This is a genomic window from Sphingobium sp. L-44, from assembly GCF_056859495.1.
In genome coordinates this window covers 56,927-70,965 of the sequence record NZ_JBSXOQ010000088.1, presented here as the reverse complement: position 1 = coordinate 70,965, position 14,039 = coordinate 56,927, and the positions used below count along the sequence as shown (strand labels likewise).

16 protein-coding genes, 1 tRNA gene and 1 riboswitch are annotated in these 14,039 nt (G+C 69.0%); of the genes, 13 read left to right on the top strand and 4 right to left on the bottom strand.

Annotated elements, in window-relative coordinates; translation table 11 throughout:
• The first annotated feature begins 22 nt into the window (after positions 1-22).
• Positions 23-781, top strand: a complete 759-nt coding sequence (locus AC13EK_RS11680) for an enoyl-CoA hydratase (protein ID WP_069338547.1) — start codon at positions 23-25, stop codon at positions 779-781.
• 111 nt (positions 782-892) lie between these two features.
• On the opposite strand, the gene AC13EK_RS11675 is transcribed toward AC13EK_RS11680, so the two are convergent.
• The gene (locus AC13EK_RS11675) at positions 893-1,798 is read right to left on the bottom strand and encodes a DMT family transporter (protein ID WP_069338548.1); all 906 of its coding nucleotides are present in this window, start codon (positions 1,796-1,798) and stop codon (positions 893-895) included.
• A gap of 27 nt (positions 1,799-1,825) precedes the next feature.
• Here AC13EK_RS11675 and AC13EK_RS11670 point away from each other — a divergent pair, with 27 nt between their 5' ends.
• Entirely contained in the window at positions 1,826-2,392 is a 567-nt protein-coding gene (locus AC13EK_RS11670; protein ID WP_234792486.1) for a helix-turn-helix domain-containing protein, read from the top strand.
• A gap of 541 nt (positions 2,393-2,933) precedes the next feature.
• On the opposite strand, the gene AC13EK_RS11665 is transcribed toward AC13EK_RS11670, so the two are convergent.
• Entirely contained in the window at positions 2,934-3,257 is a 324-nt protein-coding gene (locus tag AC13EK_RS11665) for a hypothetical protein (RefSeq protein ID WP_069338917.1), read from the bottom strand.
• A 169-nt stretch (positions 3,258-3,426) separates the two neighbouring features.
• On the bottom strand, positions 3,427-3,936 hold the full coding sequence (locus AC13EK_RS11660; RefSeq protein WP_037512438.1) for a MarR family winged helix-turn-helix transcriptional regulator: 510 nt from the start codon (positions 3,934-3,936) through the stop codon (positions 3,427-3,429).
• Between the two features lie 162 nt (positions 3,937-4,098).
• On the opposite strand from AC13EK_RS11660, the gene AC13EK_RS11655 reads away from it, so the two are divergent.
• The 5 genes from AC13EK_RS11655 to cobJ all read left to right on the top strand — a co-directional run bounded on the left by AC13EK_RS11655 (position 4,099) and on the right by cobJ (position 8,022).
• A tRNA-Gln gene (locus AC13EK_RS11655) sits at positions 4,099-4,173 on the top strand.
• A gap of 177 nt (positions 4,174-4,350) precedes the next feature.
• Positions 4,351-4,562, top strand: a riboswitch (cobalamin riboswitch).
• 280 nt (positions 4,563-4,842) lie between these two features.
• Positions 4,843-5,895 (top strand): cobalamin biosynthesis protein CobG, encoded by a 1,053-nt coding sequence (locus tag AC13EK_RS11650; protein ID WP_483022209.1) that lies wholly within the window; start codon positions 4,843-4,845, stop codon positions 5,893-5,895.
• Positions 5,895-6,524, top strand: coding sequence for a precorrin-8X methylmutase (locus AC13EK_RS11645; RefSeq protein ID WP_069336453.1), 630 nt, complete (start codon positions 5,895-5,897; stop codon positions 6,522-6,524). Before AC13EK_RS11650 ends, AC13EK_RS11645 begins: the two co-directional genes overlap by 1 nt.
• Positions 6,521-7,243, top strand: coding sequence for a precorrin-2 C(20)-methyltransferase (gene cobI / locus AC13EK_RS11640; protein WP_017499818.1), 723 nt, complete (start codon positions 6,521-6,523; stop codon positions 7,241-7,243). The genes AC13EK_RS11645 and cobI overlap by 4 nt, the downstream gene beginning before the upstream one ends.
• Positions 7,240-8,022, top strand: coding sequence for a precorrin-3B C(17)-methyltransferase (cobJ, locus tag AC13EK_RS11635; protein ID WP_277788079.1), 783 nt, complete (start codon positions 7,240-7,242; stop codon positions 8,020-8,022). The genes cobI and cobJ overlap by 4 nt, the downstream gene beginning before the upstream one ends.
• Here cobJ and AC13EK_RS11630 read toward each other — a convergent pair.
• Entirely contained in the window at positions 7,983-8,747 is a 765-nt protein-coding gene (locus AC13EK_RS11630; protein ID WP_069336456.1) for a cobalt-precorrin-6A reductase, read from the bottom strand. The genes cobJ and AC13EK_RS11630 overlap by 40 nt on opposite strands.
• Between AC13EK_RS11630 and AC13EK_RS11625 the strand changes: the two genes are divergently transcribed.
• The 6 genes from AC13EK_RS11625 (at position 8,746) to AC13EK_RS11600 (ending at position 13,981) form a co-directional block, all read left to right on the top strand.
• On the top strand, positions 8,746-9,954 hold the full coding sequence (locus tag AC13EK_RS11625; RefSeq protein ID WP_069336457.1) for a bifunctional cobalt-precorrin-7 (C(5))-methyltransferase/cobalt-precorrin-6B (C(15))-methyltransferase: 1,209 nt from the start codon (positions 8,746-8,748) through the stop codon (positions 9,952-9,954). The two genes, AC13EK_RS11630 and AC13EK_RS11625, sit on opposite strands and share 2 nt — an antisense overlap.
• Entirely contained in the window at positions 9,951-10,313 is a 363-nt protein-coding gene (locus tag AC13EK_RS11620; protein WP_069336458.1) for a cobalamin biosynthesis protein, read from the top strand. The genes AC13EK_RS11625 and AC13EK_RS11620 overlap by 4 nt, the downstream gene beginning before the upstream one ends.
• The gene (gene cobM / locus AC13EK_RS11615) at positions 10,310-11,095 is read left to right on the top strand and encodes a precorrin-4 C(11)-methyltransferase (RefSeq protein ID WP_069336459.1); all 786 of its coding nucleotides are present in this window, start codon (positions 10,310-10,312) and stop codon (positions 11,093-11,095) included. The genes AC13EK_RS11620 and cobM overlap by 4 nt, the downstream gene beginning before the upstream one ends.
• Entirely contained in the window at positions 11,092-12,396 is a 1,305-nt protein-coding gene (locus AC13EK_RS11610) for a cobyrinic acid a,c-diamide synthase CobB (protein ID WP_069336460.1), read from the top strand. The genes cobM and AC13EK_RS11610 overlap by 4 nt, the downstream gene beginning before the upstream one ends.
• Entirely contained in the window at positions 12,396-13,148 is a 753-nt protein-coding gene (gene cobF / locus AC13EK_RS11605; protein ID WP_069336479.1) for a precorrin-6A synthase (deacetylating), read from the top strand. Before AC13EK_RS11610 ends, cobF begins: the two co-directional genes overlap by 1 nt.
• A gap of 140 nt (positions 13,149-13,288) precedes the next feature.
• Positions 13,289-13,981: a TetR/AcrR family transcriptional regulator gene (locus AC13EK_RS11600; protein ID WP_202968916.1), complete on the top strand. Its 693-nt coding sequence runs from the start codon at positions 13,289-13,291 to the stop codon at positions 13,979-13,981.
• Positions 13,982-14,039: the final 58 nt, after the last annotated feature.

Sequence of the window (14,039 nt, the reverse complement as noted above, 5' to 3'; positions counted from 1 at the left end):
AGAGTATCGGGAGAGAATTTGCGTGAGCGACCATATCGCCATCATCGAGACGAACGGCGTGCTCGAAATCCATATCGACCGGCCCGACAAGAAGAATGCGCTGACCGGGCCGATGTATCGCGCGATGATCGCCGCGCTGGCCGATGCGTCGAGCCGGCCGGAGATTGGCGTGGTGCTGTTCGCGGGCCGGGGCGACGCCTTTTGCGCCGGCAATGACCTCAAGGACTTCATGGCCGGGCCGGAGGGCGGCGCTGCCGCCTTCGATTTCATCAGCGCGATTGCCGCCTTCGACAAGCCGATCGTCGCGGCGGTGCAGGGGCTGGCCGTGGGCGTCGGCACGACGATGCTGTTCCATTGCGATCTGGTCTATGCCGCGCCCGACGCGCGCTTCGTCATGCCCTTCGTCAATCTGGGCATCGTGCCGGAGGCCGGCTCCAGCCTGCTCGCGCCCGCGATCATGGGCCATGCCAGGGCGGCGGCGATGCTGATGCTGGGTGAGCCGATGGATGCGGAAGGGGCCGATCGCGCCGGTTTCGTGACGGCGATCGTGACGGGGGACGCGCTGCTCGACCATGCCCGCGCCAAGGCGGCGGCGCTGATGGCCAAGCCGCCCCAGGCGCTGATGGCGACGCGCCGGCTGATGAAGGGCGATCCGACAGTCTTGCAGGCACGCATCGCCGAAGAAGCCCGGCTGTTCCGCGAAGCGCTGGCCTCGCCCGAAGCGCAGGAGGCGTTCATGGCCTTTTTCGAAAAGCGCGCGCCGGTCTTCAAGCGGGCCTGACCAAGTCCCTACCTCCGTTCGTTTCGAGCCTGTCGAGAAACGGAGCACAGCCAAGAGGCGGCAAATTGTGCTACCCGCTTCTCGACTGGGCTCGAAGCGAACGGGGATGTTTCAGTTCGTCTTGCCCCGTCGCTCGAACTTCAGTTCGCTCACGATCACGGCGGCGATGATCAGCAGCGCGCCGGCCAGCGCCGTGGCGGGCTGGCGGTCGCCCGCGATCCGGCCCAATATCCCGGCCCAGACCGGCTCGCCGGCATAGATCAGGGTCGCGCGGGTCGGCGATACGGTGCGCTGCGCCCAGTTCATCACGAACTGGATCAGCGCCGTCATCGCGCCCAAGCCACAGGCCGACAGGATCACCGTCCAGGAAAAGGGCGGGATCGCCTCACCCATCGGCGCCATCAGGCCGAAGGCGAGCAGCGACGTGACCGCCAGTTGCACCAGCGTGACGCGGGCAATGTCGACCTTGCCGGCCCACAGGCTGATGAAGATGATTTCCAGCGCGATCGCCAGCGTGCTGATCAGCGTCAGCGCCTCGCCCTTGCCCAGCGACAGCCCTTCGCGCGGGGCCGCGATCAGGATCAGGCCGGCAAAGGCCAGCGCGACGCCGACCCAGCTGGTCCAGCGCGGCCGCCGCCGCAATATCGCCCATTGGAGGATCGGCACCAGCGGCACATAGGCCGCGGTGATGAAGGCGGATGTGCTGCTGGATATGGTCTGCAGCGCCCAGGTCTGGAGCGTGTAGCCGCAGAAGATGCCAAGGCCGATCATCGACCCGGCCAGCAGTTCGCGCGCCGTCAGGCCACGCAGCACCGGCCAGGCGAGCGGCAGCGCCAGCAGCGCCGCCGTGCCGAAGCGCATCCCCACGAAGAAGAGCGGCCCGCTCTGCTGCATGGCATGATGCACGATCAGGAAGGTCGCGCCCCACAGCACGGTGATCCCGATCAGCGCGAGTTCGGGACGGCCGATGATCAGCCGGGGCGCAGGGCTCTTGTCGAGGGCGGCATTGTGCAACATAATGCACATCGCGTTATGAGCAATATATTGCACAGTCAAGTCGAAGTCCCGCGCCCGGACGTTCTTTCCCATGTCGCGGGCAATATCCGCCGCCTGCGCGCCGCCAAGGGGCTGAGCCAGGATGCGCTGGCCAGCGCGGCGGGGGTCAGCCGGCGCATGCTGGTGGGGATCGAGAGCGGCGAGGCCAATGTCAGCCTGTCGACGCTCGACCGGCTGGCGCAGGCGCTGGACGTCAGCTTCTCGCACGTCGTGCGCGCGCCCGACATGCCCGACAATAGCCGGATCGATACCCTCGCCTGGCAGGGCGAGGATGCGCATAGCCGCGCCACCCTGCTCGGCACCGTGCCGGCCGCGCGCGAGGCGGAGCTATGGACTTGGTCGCTGGCGCCGGGCGATCGCTACCCGGCCGAGGCGGACGCCGCCAACTGGCACGAGATGCTCTATGTGGTGGAAGGGGTGCTGACGGTCGAGATGGATGCCGGCACGCGCACGATCACGGCGGGCGACTTCCTCATCTTCAGCAGCGACCGCCCCTATGTCTTCGTCAATCGCGGAACGGACCTGCTGCGCTTCGTGCGCAACGTGGTTTTCTAGGCAGCGCGGACGAATGGCCAGATGTGGTGGTGGGAGTTGACTGACCTTTATCTCGTCATGCCAGCGAAGGCTGGCATCTCAGGCAGGCGCACGCGGCATAAACGGATAGCGCTAGACGGCTGGCCTCCTGCTTCCACCGCTTGAGACCCCAGCCTTCGCTGGGGTGACGGAGTTGGGTGGGTAGCGGCCATCCCACCAACGTCATGCTGAACTTGTTTCAGTATCCATCAAGCCTAACAAGCCATTGGTCTCTTAGGAGGCATGGACCCTGAAACAAGTTCAGGGTGACGAAGATAGTGCGGACGGCTTTTGGTCGAATTCCGACAATCATTACAGACGTCACCCTGACGAAAGTCAGGATCCATTCTGCACTAGGCCAGATAGAGAGCGCTGAAGCGATCCCGGATCAAGCCTGTCCTGAGCCTGTCGAAGGGGCCGGGATGATGAAGATGGAAATAGTCACTGCCAGTCGCATCCAGGCCGACCGGATATATTCTCGCGGCCTGAGGCCGGGCCTCCCCATGGGGAGGCCCGATACGTCTCAATGGCTGTCGTTGCGCAGGTCCTTGCCGGCCTGCTCCAGCGAGGCGCCGACATCCTGCTTGGCTTCCTTGCCCTCGCGCTTGGCATCGTCGGCGGCCCGGTCGGTCGCGGCGCCGATCCGGTCCGCGCCATTGTCGATCGCGGCGCCCGCGCGGTCGAGGCCGTTGTCGATCCTGGCGCCGGCATCGTCGACGGCGTTGCTGACGTCATTGCCGATCGCGGAGCCGGCATTTTCCAGATTGTCCGATGCCTTTTCCGAGCAGGCGGACAGGCCGAGGCCCAGGGCGGACAGGGCCGTGATGGCCAGAAGGGGTGCGCGCATGATGTCTCCTCATTGCGTTGGCAAGGCTTAGGCAGCGCCGCATCATATCTGACGCGGCGCTGCCAAATTCCTTGTTGTCGCATCGTTTTAAGCGGAAAACCGGTTCCCACTTTTCCGCACGACGCTCCTAAAAGCGCGGCAGCGGCCATAAGGTTGCGTGCTTTCGCGATCAGCCGCCGCTGAGGCCGAACACCATCGACCGGTCGGCATCGGGGATCAGACCCTCCATCACCCGCCAGAAACCGGTGACGGAACCCTGTCCGGCCTGGGCATAGGCGGCCGCCATCTTCTCGCGCAGCGCGCGGAAAAGCTCGGCCTCCAGCGCGCGGCCGGCGGGGCTGAGGCGCAGCAGTTTCTGCCGCCGGTCGCTGCTGCCGGGCCGGGTCTCGATATAGCCGCGCTCGATCAGGTCATTGAGCACCCGGCCGAGCGATTGCTTGGTGATTGCCAGCAGGCGCAGCAGATCCTTCACCGTCAGGTCGGGCTGGCGCGAGATGAAATAGAGGGCGCGGTGATGGGCGCGGCCCAGGCCCTGCGCCGCCAGCCCCTCGTCGATCGAGCGGGTGAGCGCGGAATAGCCGAAATAGAGCATCTCGATGCCGCGCCGGATTTCGTCCTCGCGCAGGAACAGCGGCGAGGCCGGTGCGATCTGGCTGGGCGAGGGGGCTTGGACGGACATCGGCGCGGGTTTCCGGTTGCAGGGGCGGGGGCGTGGGGTTGATCCCTAAGATGGGTTGGGCGGGAAGGAAAGGGAAAGGCGAAGTCCATCGTCAGGAGGGCTTTTCTTTCGTGCATCAGCCGCTATATGGCGGTCCCGCGCTGACTTGGATCGGCGCATTGCTGGGGCGTCGCCAAGCGGTAAGGCAGCGGCTTTTGATGCCGCCATGCGCAGGTTCGAATCCTGCCGCCCCAGCCATAATTTTCGGTATCCGACGCCGCGTCGCTTTCCTTGCTTCCGGTTTCCGTTTCGGCATCTTCCGTCGGTATGCCTTGGGCGTCGAGCCGGCAGCGGGACTGCCGATACCCATTCCATGTCTTGGCGAAGACCGATGTTTCGACTAGGGCATCACCGATGCGCCGGTTCATGCTGGTGCATTGCATAACTGACGCCGGTGTTCCGCAAGGAACTTAATCGGGAATGCGGTGCGGGGGCCTGGCCCCTTATTCCGCGGCTGTCCCTGCAACTGTAAGCGGATAGCGCGATGCACGAGCCCATGAGGGCAGCCACTGGACAGAGCGTCCGGGAAGGCGTGCATCCCGCAACGACCCGCGAGCCAGGAGACCTGCCGGCGTTTCGGTCGCTCTTGTCCTGACCCAGGGATTGGTCATGGCACGGTCTCTCTTCCGTCTGGGCGGCGAAGCGTGTGGCTGGGGCTGCACGGCCGCGTGGTGTCGGGCGCCTGTCGCGCCTGCCTGCCGCCTCGCGCCGACCGGCGATGCCGGCAAGCCCCGCCTGGTTGCGTCCCGGCGCGCGGAGGATGTGCCTGTGAGCCAGACCGGCGCGGGCAGTGATAGGGCGACCGCGAACCATGCGGTGGCTCGCGGGCCGGCCGTTCGGGGCTGGTGTCCCGATGCCTGGCGTCCGATGGCGGCGGGCGACGGGCTGATCGTGCGCGTGAAGCCGCGCCTTGGCCGTCTTTCGGCCGCCGACATGACGGCGCTGGGCGAAGCGGCGATCGCCCATGGCAACGGCCTGATCGACATGACCCGGCGCGCGAACCTCCAGATCCGCGGCGTGCGCGACGATAGTTGGCGCCCCTTGCTCGACCGGCTGCTCGACCTTGGCCTGGTCGACCACGATGCTCGGCGCGAGGGCGCGCGCATGATGATGGTCGCGCCGGACTGGCGCGAAGGGGATGACAGCCATCGCATCGCCCGCCAGTTGCTCGATCGCCTGGACGAACTGCCGGACTTGCCGGGCAAGATGGGCTTCGTCACCGATGCCGGCGCTGCGCCGCTCCTGTCCGGCGAAGCGGGGGATTTTCGCATCGAGCGGGCGCGGGACGGCGGCCTGATCCTGCGCGCCGAGGGGCGGGCACAAGGCGTGCCGGTGGACAGCGGCGGCGAAGTGGATGCGCTGCTCGCGCTCGCCCGATGGTTCGTGGAGAGCGACGGCGCGCGCGCGGGGCGCATGGCCCGGCATGATGCGCCCCTGCCGGATTGGGCAACGGGCATGACAGAGGCGGCGTTGCCACGCCCGCGACTGGTCCCCGGCGCATGGGATGGCGGCTTGGCCTATGGTCTTCCCTTCGGCCAGATCGATGCGCGGCATTTTCTCGACGCGCCGGCCATGCGGCTGACCCCGTGGCGCATGCTGCTGGCCGAAGGACAGGTGCCTGGCCTGTCCGCCGACGCTGCCGACCCGCTGATCCATGTGGAGGCCTGCCCCGGCGCGCCTGCCTGTCCGCAGGCGAGCGTGGAGACGCGCGACCTCGCCCGCCAGTTGGCCCCCCATGTGGCGGGCCGCCTTCATGTCTCCGGCTGCGCCAAGGGCTGTGCCTGTGCGATGCCGGCCGACATCGTGCTGACGGGGCGGGACGGGCGCTACGACCTTGCCTTCCATGCCCGCGCAGGATCGGCGCCCGTCCGTCCTGACCTCACCGCCACCGACCTTCTTGCCCATTTCGGAGCCTGTTGATGCCCCATGATTATGAGAGGGACGGCGCGGCGATCTATCGCCAGTCCTTCGCCACCATCCGCGCCGAAGCCGACCTCGGGCGCTTTGCTGCCGAGGAGGAGCCGGTCGCTGTGCGCATGATCCATGCCGCGGGCATGGTGGACCTTGCGGGCCATATCCGCTTTTCGCCGGGCTTTGCAGCGGCGGCGCGGCAGGCCCTGGCCGAAGGGGCGCCGGTGCTGTGCGATGCGCGCATGGTGTCGGAAGGGGTCACGCGCGCGCGCCTGCCCGCCGACAATGCCGTGCTCTGCACCTTGCACGACACCGCCGTGCCGGACATGGCGCGGGCGATGGGCAATACCCGGTCCGCCGCCGCGCTGGAATTGTGGCGGCCGCATCTTGCCGGGGCACTGGTTGCCATCGGCAATGCGCCCACGGCGTTGTTCCACCTGCTCGACATGCTGGAGGATCCGGCCTGTCCGCGCCCCGCAGCGATCATCGGCTGCCCGGTCGGCTTCGTCGGCGCGGCGGAATCCAAGGCGGCACTGTGGGCGGCGCAGCCGGTCCCCTGCTGCGTCGTCGACGGGCGGCTTGGCGGCAGCGCGATCACGGTCGCGGCGATCAATGCGCTGGCGAGCCGCGCGGAATGAGCGGCACCGTCTATGGCGTGGGCCTTGGCCCCGGCGCGCAGGACTTGCTGAGCGTGCGCGCCGACCGGCTGGTGCGGGGGGGACGGCATGTCGCCTATTTCCGCAAGGCTGGCCGGCCGGGGCAGGCGCGCCGCATCGCGCAGGGCATGTTGCGGGACGATGCGATCGAACTGGCGATGGAATATCCGGTGACGACCGAAATTCCGCTCACCGATCCGCGCTACAATGATTGTTTAGCCGCCTTCTATGCCGACTGCACCGGTCGGCTGCTGGCGATCGCGGAGGCGGGCGAGGATGTGGTCGTATTGTGCGAGGGCGATCCCTTTTTCTACGGCTCCTTCATGCATCTGCACAGTCGGCTGTCGGGGCTGGTCCCGGTCGAAGTGGTCCCCGGCATCATGGGCATGTCGGGGGCGTGGAATGCGACCGGCCTGCCGATCACCTGGGGGGACGATGTGCTGACCGTGGCGATGGCAACCCTGCCGGAAGAGGAACTGGTCCGCCGCATCCGCGATACCGACGCGCTGGTGGTGATGAAGATCGGCCGGCACCTCGCCAAGCTGCGCCGTGCGGTGGCGGCGGCCGGGCGCAGCGATGAAGCATGGCTGGTCGAACATGCCGCCATGCCGGAACAGCGCGTGACCCGGCTGGCCGATGTCGACAGGGTCACGCCCTATTTCTCGATCCTGCTGATCCACGGCCAGGGGCGCCGGCCATGAGTTTCGCGGCGGCAGAGGGGGGCTGGATCGCGATCGCGGGGCTTGGGCCGGGGGACGAAGCGCTGGTGACGCCGGAGGTCGATGCCGCGCTGGCTGCCGCGACCGACGTGGTGGGCTATATCCCCTATGTCGCGCGGGTCGCGCCGCGTGCGGGGCTGATGTTGCATCCTTCGGACAATCGGGTGGAACTGGATCGGGCGGCCCATGCGCTGGAGCTGGCGGCGCAGGGGCGGCGGGTGGTCGTCGTCTCCTCGGGCGATCCGGGCGTCTTTGCCATGGCGTCCGCGCTGTTCGAGGCGCTGGAGGCCGGCCCCGCTCCCTGGCGCGACATCGACATTCGCGTGCTGCCCGGCATTACCGCGATGCTGGCCGCCGCGGCGCGTGCGGGCGCGCCGCTCGGCCATGATTTCTGTGCGATCAACCTGTCGGACAATCTCAAGCCCTGGTCCCTGATCGAAAAGCGGCTGCGGCTGGCGGCGGAGGCGGATTTCGCCATGGCCTTCTACAATCCTCGCTCGGCGTCGCGGCCGGAAGGGTTCGTGCGCACGCTGGCGCTGTTGCGGGAACTTTGTGGCGACGCGCGCCCGATCCTCTTTGCCCGCGCCGTCACCACCGCGCAGGAGACATTGCATATCGTGCCGCTGGGGCAGGCGCGCGCGGACATGGCGGACATGCGCACCATGGTGATCGTCGGGTCGAGCCGGACTCGCATCATCGAGCGCGCGCGCGGGCCTATCCTCTACACGCCGCGCGGCATCCCCGACGAGGCGGCGGGATGAGCGATCCAGTCGAGCACATCCTCGGGCCGGTGGAACTCCCACCGATCGGGCAGCGCGGGCCGGTCGATCATCAGCACGCGCAGGCCCAGCGCGCGCGCGGCGTCCAGCTTGGCGGCTGCGCCCGTGCCACCGGCATTCTTGGCGACGATCAGGTCGATGCGATGATCGCGCAGCAGGCTTGTGTCGTCCGCCACCGTGAACGGGCCGCGATCCACGATCAGGGCATGATCGGGCAGGGGGAGCACCGCGTCCGGCGCATCCACGAAGCGCAGCAGATAATGATGCTGGGGCTGGGCGGCGAAGTCCTCCACATGCATGCGCCCCAGGGCGAGCATGATCCGCTGAGGCGGGCCGTCGAGCGCGGCCACCGCCGCTGCCATGTCCGGCACCGCGGTCCAGCGGTCGCCGGCGCCGGGCGTCCAGGGCGCACGGGTCAGTGCGGCATGGGCGATCCCCGCCCCATGCGCAGCCGCCACCGCATGGGCGCTCATCGTCGCGGCAAAGGGATGGGTGGCGTCGACCAGATGGGTGATGCCTTCCGCACGCAGATGCGCGACCAGTCCCGCCACCCCGCCAAAGCCGCCGACCCGCACGGGCAGGGGTTGTGCCCGCGGGCTGGCCGTGCGTCCGGCATAGCTGAAGGTCGCACGGATGCCGCGCGCCGCCAGCAGGACCGCCAGCGCGCTTGCCTCCGTCGTGCCGCCCAGCAGCAGGATATTGGGCATGGATGACATGAATTCTCCCCCCTGGTTGACGATCGTCGGCATCGGCGAGGACGGGATGGACGGCCTGTCTGCGGCAAGCCGCGCGGCACTGGCGGCGGCGGACCTGGTCATGGGGCCGGCCCGGCACCTCGCGCTGCTGGGCGGGATTAGCGCGCCGATCGTCGAATGGCCAGTGCCCTTCGCGGACGGGATCGCGCGGCTGCTGGCGCATCGTGGGCGGCCGGTGGTGGTGCTTGCGTCGGGCGACCCCTTCTGGTTCGGCGCGGGCGGCAGCATCGCGCGCCATCTGGCGCCACATGAATGGTGCGCGCATCCCGCGCCCTCCACCTTCGGGCTGGCGGCGGCGCGGCTGGGCTGGGCGATACAGGATGTCGCGTGCCTTGGCCTGCATGCCGCGCCGCTGGATCGGTTGCGTCCGCACCTCGCGCCGGGCGCGCGGGCGCTGGTGCTGCTGCGCGACGGGGCGGCGGTGGCGGGACTTAGCGCCTGGTTGTCGGCCAGGGGATTTGGCGCGTCGCGCCTCCATGTCCTGGAACGCCTCGGCGGCCCGCGCGAACGGATCCGGTCGATCGAGGCCGAGGCGACGATACCGGCCGACATCGCCCATCCCGTGGCGGTCGGGCTGGAGGTCGCCGGTGACGGCCCCGTCCTGACCGTCGCCAGCGGTCGTCCCGACGCGCTGTTCGACCATGACGGACAGATCACCAAGGCGCCGGTGCGCGCCCTGACCCTGTCGGCGCTGGCGCCCCGGCCGGGGGACTATCTGTGGGACATTGGCGCGGGGTCGGGATCGATCGCGATCGAATGGCTGCTGGCCCATCCCGCCAATCGCGCCTGCGCGGTGGAGGCCGATCCGGCCCGTGCGGATCGCGCCCGCGCCAATGCCCGTGCGCTGGGCGTGGATCGGCTGGAGCTGATGATCGGTCGCGCGCCGGACATGTTGCCCGATGGCCCGATGCCGCAGGCGGTCTTCATCGGTGGCGGTCTGTCGCAGGTGCTGCTGGAACGGCTGGAGGCGCTGCTGCCACCCGGCACAAGGCTGGTGGCCAATGCCGTGACATTGGAGTCGGAGGCGCTGCTGGCGCTCTGGCACGGGCGGCGGGGCGGTAGCCTGCTGCGCATCGAACTGGCCGACGCCGCGCCGCTCGGCAATCGCCATGGCTGGCGGTCGCGCTATCCGGTGGTGCAGTGGAGCGTCACGCTATGATCGTCGCGGGCTTCGGTTTCCGTGCCGGCGCGACCACCGCATCCCTGCGCGCGGCGCTGGTGGCGGCCGGCGGCGGACGGGACGTCACCCATCTTGCCACGCTGGCGGACAAGGCGCCGGCACTGGCGGAACTCGCCGCCCAACTGGCCCTGCCGCTCATCCCGATTGCGGCGGATCGCCTAGCCTCCCTGCCCACCATCAGCCGGTCGCCGGCCTCGCTGGCCGCGCGCGGCACCGGCAGCGTCGCCGAGGCCTGTGCCCTGGCCGGCGCGGGGGAAGGCGCCCGCCTGCGCGCCGCCCGCAGCCTTTCCCCCGATCGCATGGCAACCTGCGCCATCGCTCAAGGAGCATCATCATGACCGTCCATTTCATCGGCGCTGGCCCCGGCGCGCCTGACCTGCTGACCCTGCGCGGCCGCGATCTGATCGCAGCCAGCCCGATATGCCTCTACGCCGGGTCGCTGGTCCCGGCGGAGGTGCTGGGCCATTGCCCGCCCGGCGCCCGCATAGTCAACACCGCGCCCATGGACCTGGACGCCATCATGGCGGAAATCACCACCGCCCACGCCGCCGGGCAGGATGTGGCGCGGCTCCATTCCGGCGACCTGTCGGTCTGGTCGGCCATGGGCGAGCAGATCCGCCGCCTCCGGGCGCTGGACATCCCCTTCACCGTGACGCCCGGTGTGCCCGCCTTCGCTGCGGCGGCCGCGGCGCTGGAGGTGGAGCTGACGCTGCCTGAACTGGCCCAGTCGCTCGTCCTCACGCGCACGCCGGGGCGCGCCAGCACCATGCCGCCGGCCGAGAGCCTGACCAACTTTGCGGTGACGGGCGCGACCCTGGCCATCCATCTGTCGATCCACAATCTGGCGCAGGTGGTGGCCGATCTCATGCCGGCCTATGGGCAATCCTGCCCGGTCGCGGTCGTGTGGCGGGCAAGCTGGCCCGACCAGCGGATCGTGCGGGCGACCCTTTCGTCGATCGAGGCGGCGGTCGCGGGCAGCGTGGAGCGCACCGCCATCATCCTGGTCGGCCCGGCGCTGGACGCGGCGGATTTTGCCGAAAGCAGCCTCTACGCGCAGGGCTATGACCGGCGTTTCCGGCCCCAGCATGCCGGATCGCGCTACGCCGGGTCGTCCGAGTGACGGTGCCGGGCCTGCTCGTTTCGGCGCCCGCATCGGGCACCGGCAAGACGACCGTCACGCTCGGCCTGCTCCGCGCGCTGCGCGACGCGGGCGTGACGGTGCAGCCGTTCAAATGCGGGCCGGACTATATCGACCCGGCCTTCCATCGCGCCGCCTGTGGCCGGCCGTCCTTCAACCTGGACAGCTGGGCGATGGACGGCGCGCTGCTGGACCGGGTGGCGGCCGAGGCCGGCGATGCCGACATGATCGTGGCCGAAGGGGCGATGGGCCTGTTCGACGGGGTGGCGGGTCGGGGCGCCGCTGGCCATGGCACCGCCGCCGACGTGGCGCGCCGCATGGGCTGGCCGGTGCTGCTGGTGCTCGACATATCCGGACAGGCGCAATCCTGTGCGGCGACGGCGCTGGGCTTTGCCCGTTTCGATCCCGATGTGACGATTGCAGGCGTCATCCTCAATCGCGTGGCGAGCCCGCGCCATGAACGGCTGGCGCGCGCGGGACTGGCGGCGGCGGGCATTGCGGTGTTCGGCGCCTTGCCCCGGCACGCGGACCTCAGCCTGCCCGAGCGGCATCTGGGGCTGGTGCAGGCCGGCGAGCAGCAGGGGCTCGATCAGGCGCTGGAGCGCCATGGCGCACTCATGCGGGAGCGGGTCGATCTCGCCGCGGTTCGGGACGCGGCCCGCTCGCACGGCGTCAGGGCCGGCGGGCGCCTGCCCGATCCCCCGGCGCAACGGATCGCGGTGGCGAAGGACGTGGCTTTCTCCTTCCTCTACCCGCATTTCCTCGAAGGCTGGCGACAGGCCGGGGCGCAGATCATGCCCTTCTCGCCGTTGGCCGATGAGGCGCCAGCGGCGGATGCCGACCTGATCTGGCTGCCCGGCGGCTATCCCGAACTGCACGCTGGGACCATCGCCGGTGCGCAGCACTTCCTGACGGGCCTGCGCCGCCATGCCGAGGATCGGCCGGTCCATGGCGAATGCGGCGGCTATATGGTTCTGGGGGATGCGCTGATCGACCGGGACGGCACCGCCCATCGCATGGCCGGGCTGCTCCGCCTTGTCACCAGCCATGCGGACCGCCGCCTGCATCTGGGCTATCGGCGGGCGGAGCTGCTGGCGCCCGTCGCGGGGCTGCGCGCCGGCACCATGCTGCGGGGCCATGAGTTCCATTATTCGACCATCCTGGGCCAAGATGACGCGCCCCTGATGCGGGTGACCGATGCCGATGGTGCGGCGGTCGCGGAGACCGGCTCGCGGCGCGGCTGGGCCAGCGGTTCCTTCTTCCACATGATCGCGAGCGCATGATGATCGACCTGCACCTCATCGGTATCGGCACCGGCAATCCGGATCATCTGACGGCCCAGGCGGTACGGGCGATGAACAGCGCCGACCTCATCCTCCTGCCGCGCAAGGGCAGCGCCAAGTCCGACCTTGTCGACCTGCGCCGCACCATCTGCGCGGCCGTGCTGACGCGGGCGGTGCGCGTGGTGGAGTTCGACCTGCCCGTGCGCGATGCGCGGGGCGACTATATGGGCGGCGTCCATGACTGGCACGATGCCATCACCCAGGCCTGGGCCGGACAGATCGCGCGCCACCTGCCCGATGGCGGCCGCCTTGCCCTGCTGGTCTGGGGCGACCCCTCCCTTTATGACAGCAGCCTGCGGATCGCCGACCGGCTGGCGCAGAGGGGGCTGGCGATCCGGGTAAGCGTCGTGCCGGGCATCACCAGCCTGCAGGCGCTGACTGCGGCTCATGCCATCCCGCTCAATCGGCTGGGCGCGCCGGTCGTCATCACGACCGGGCGCCGGCTGCGCGACGATGGCTGGCCGGCGGACGGCGACAGCGTCGCCGTGATGCTGGATCAGGGCTGTGCCTTCGACGCGCTCGATCCCGCCGGCATCCATATCTGGTGGGGGGCCTATCTCGGCATGGAGCATCAACTCCTGGTCGAAGGGCCGCTGGCAGTCGTGCGGGACAGGATCGCAGCGCTCCGCGCGCAGGAACGGGCCCGGCATGGCTGGATCATGGATATCTATCTGATGCAAAGGGGGGCATGATCCTGGCGGCGGCGCGATGCGCGAAAGCGGGCCGGTGCTGCTAAATTCCGCGCTCCCCGCTTGTCGAAAGGGGCTGGTTTTCAGCGCCATCCGGCAATAATTTGCCCCGCAATTGCCGGGAGATGATTGCCTTGCCAGAGTTGAGCGCCGCCAGGAAGCGGGTGCGCCATGCAGAGCCGCCGATGGTGCGGCTCGTCCGCGCGGCAGAGGCGCTTTTTGCGGCGCGCGGCATCGATGCCGTGTCGATGCGCGAGATTGCCACGGCCGCCCGCTGTGGCGACACCAATGCCGTCACCTATTATTTCGGATCGAAGGATGGGCTGCTCGCCGCCGTCTTCGGCGCCCGTGTGGAGCAGATGGATCCGATACGCGGCCGGATGCTGGCGCAGGCGGAAGCGAACGGTCATCTGGGCGATCCGATGGCATTGCTGGGTATGTTGCTGTTGCCGCAGCTCGACCTGAAGGATGAAGCAGGCGCCCATCCCTATGCCCATTTCCTGCTGCATTTCGCGACCCAATATTGGTCGCTGACCTCCAGCCTGTTCGCGGCGGTCGAGGACAGGGCACAGAACCTGTTCCGGGTGATCGGCCATCTGCGCGCGCTGATGGAGGGGGTGCATCCCGACGTCGCGCGCAACCGCATCCTGCTGTGCAACATGATGCTGCAGAGCCTGCTGGTCCGCTGGGACCATATGCCGCCCGAGAATCGCACCGTGCCGCTGGAGGCGCATGTCCGCGACGTGATGATGAGCGCGCGCGCCAGCCTGCTGGCTCCGCCGGGGGAAACGGACCTGCCGGTTTCGGTGGAGGCCTGGCTGGCGCGCTATTGCTAGAGCATTTTGAAGTCAGCTGGCACAGCTGACGGCTCGCAAAATGCGGAAAGCAAAGGGC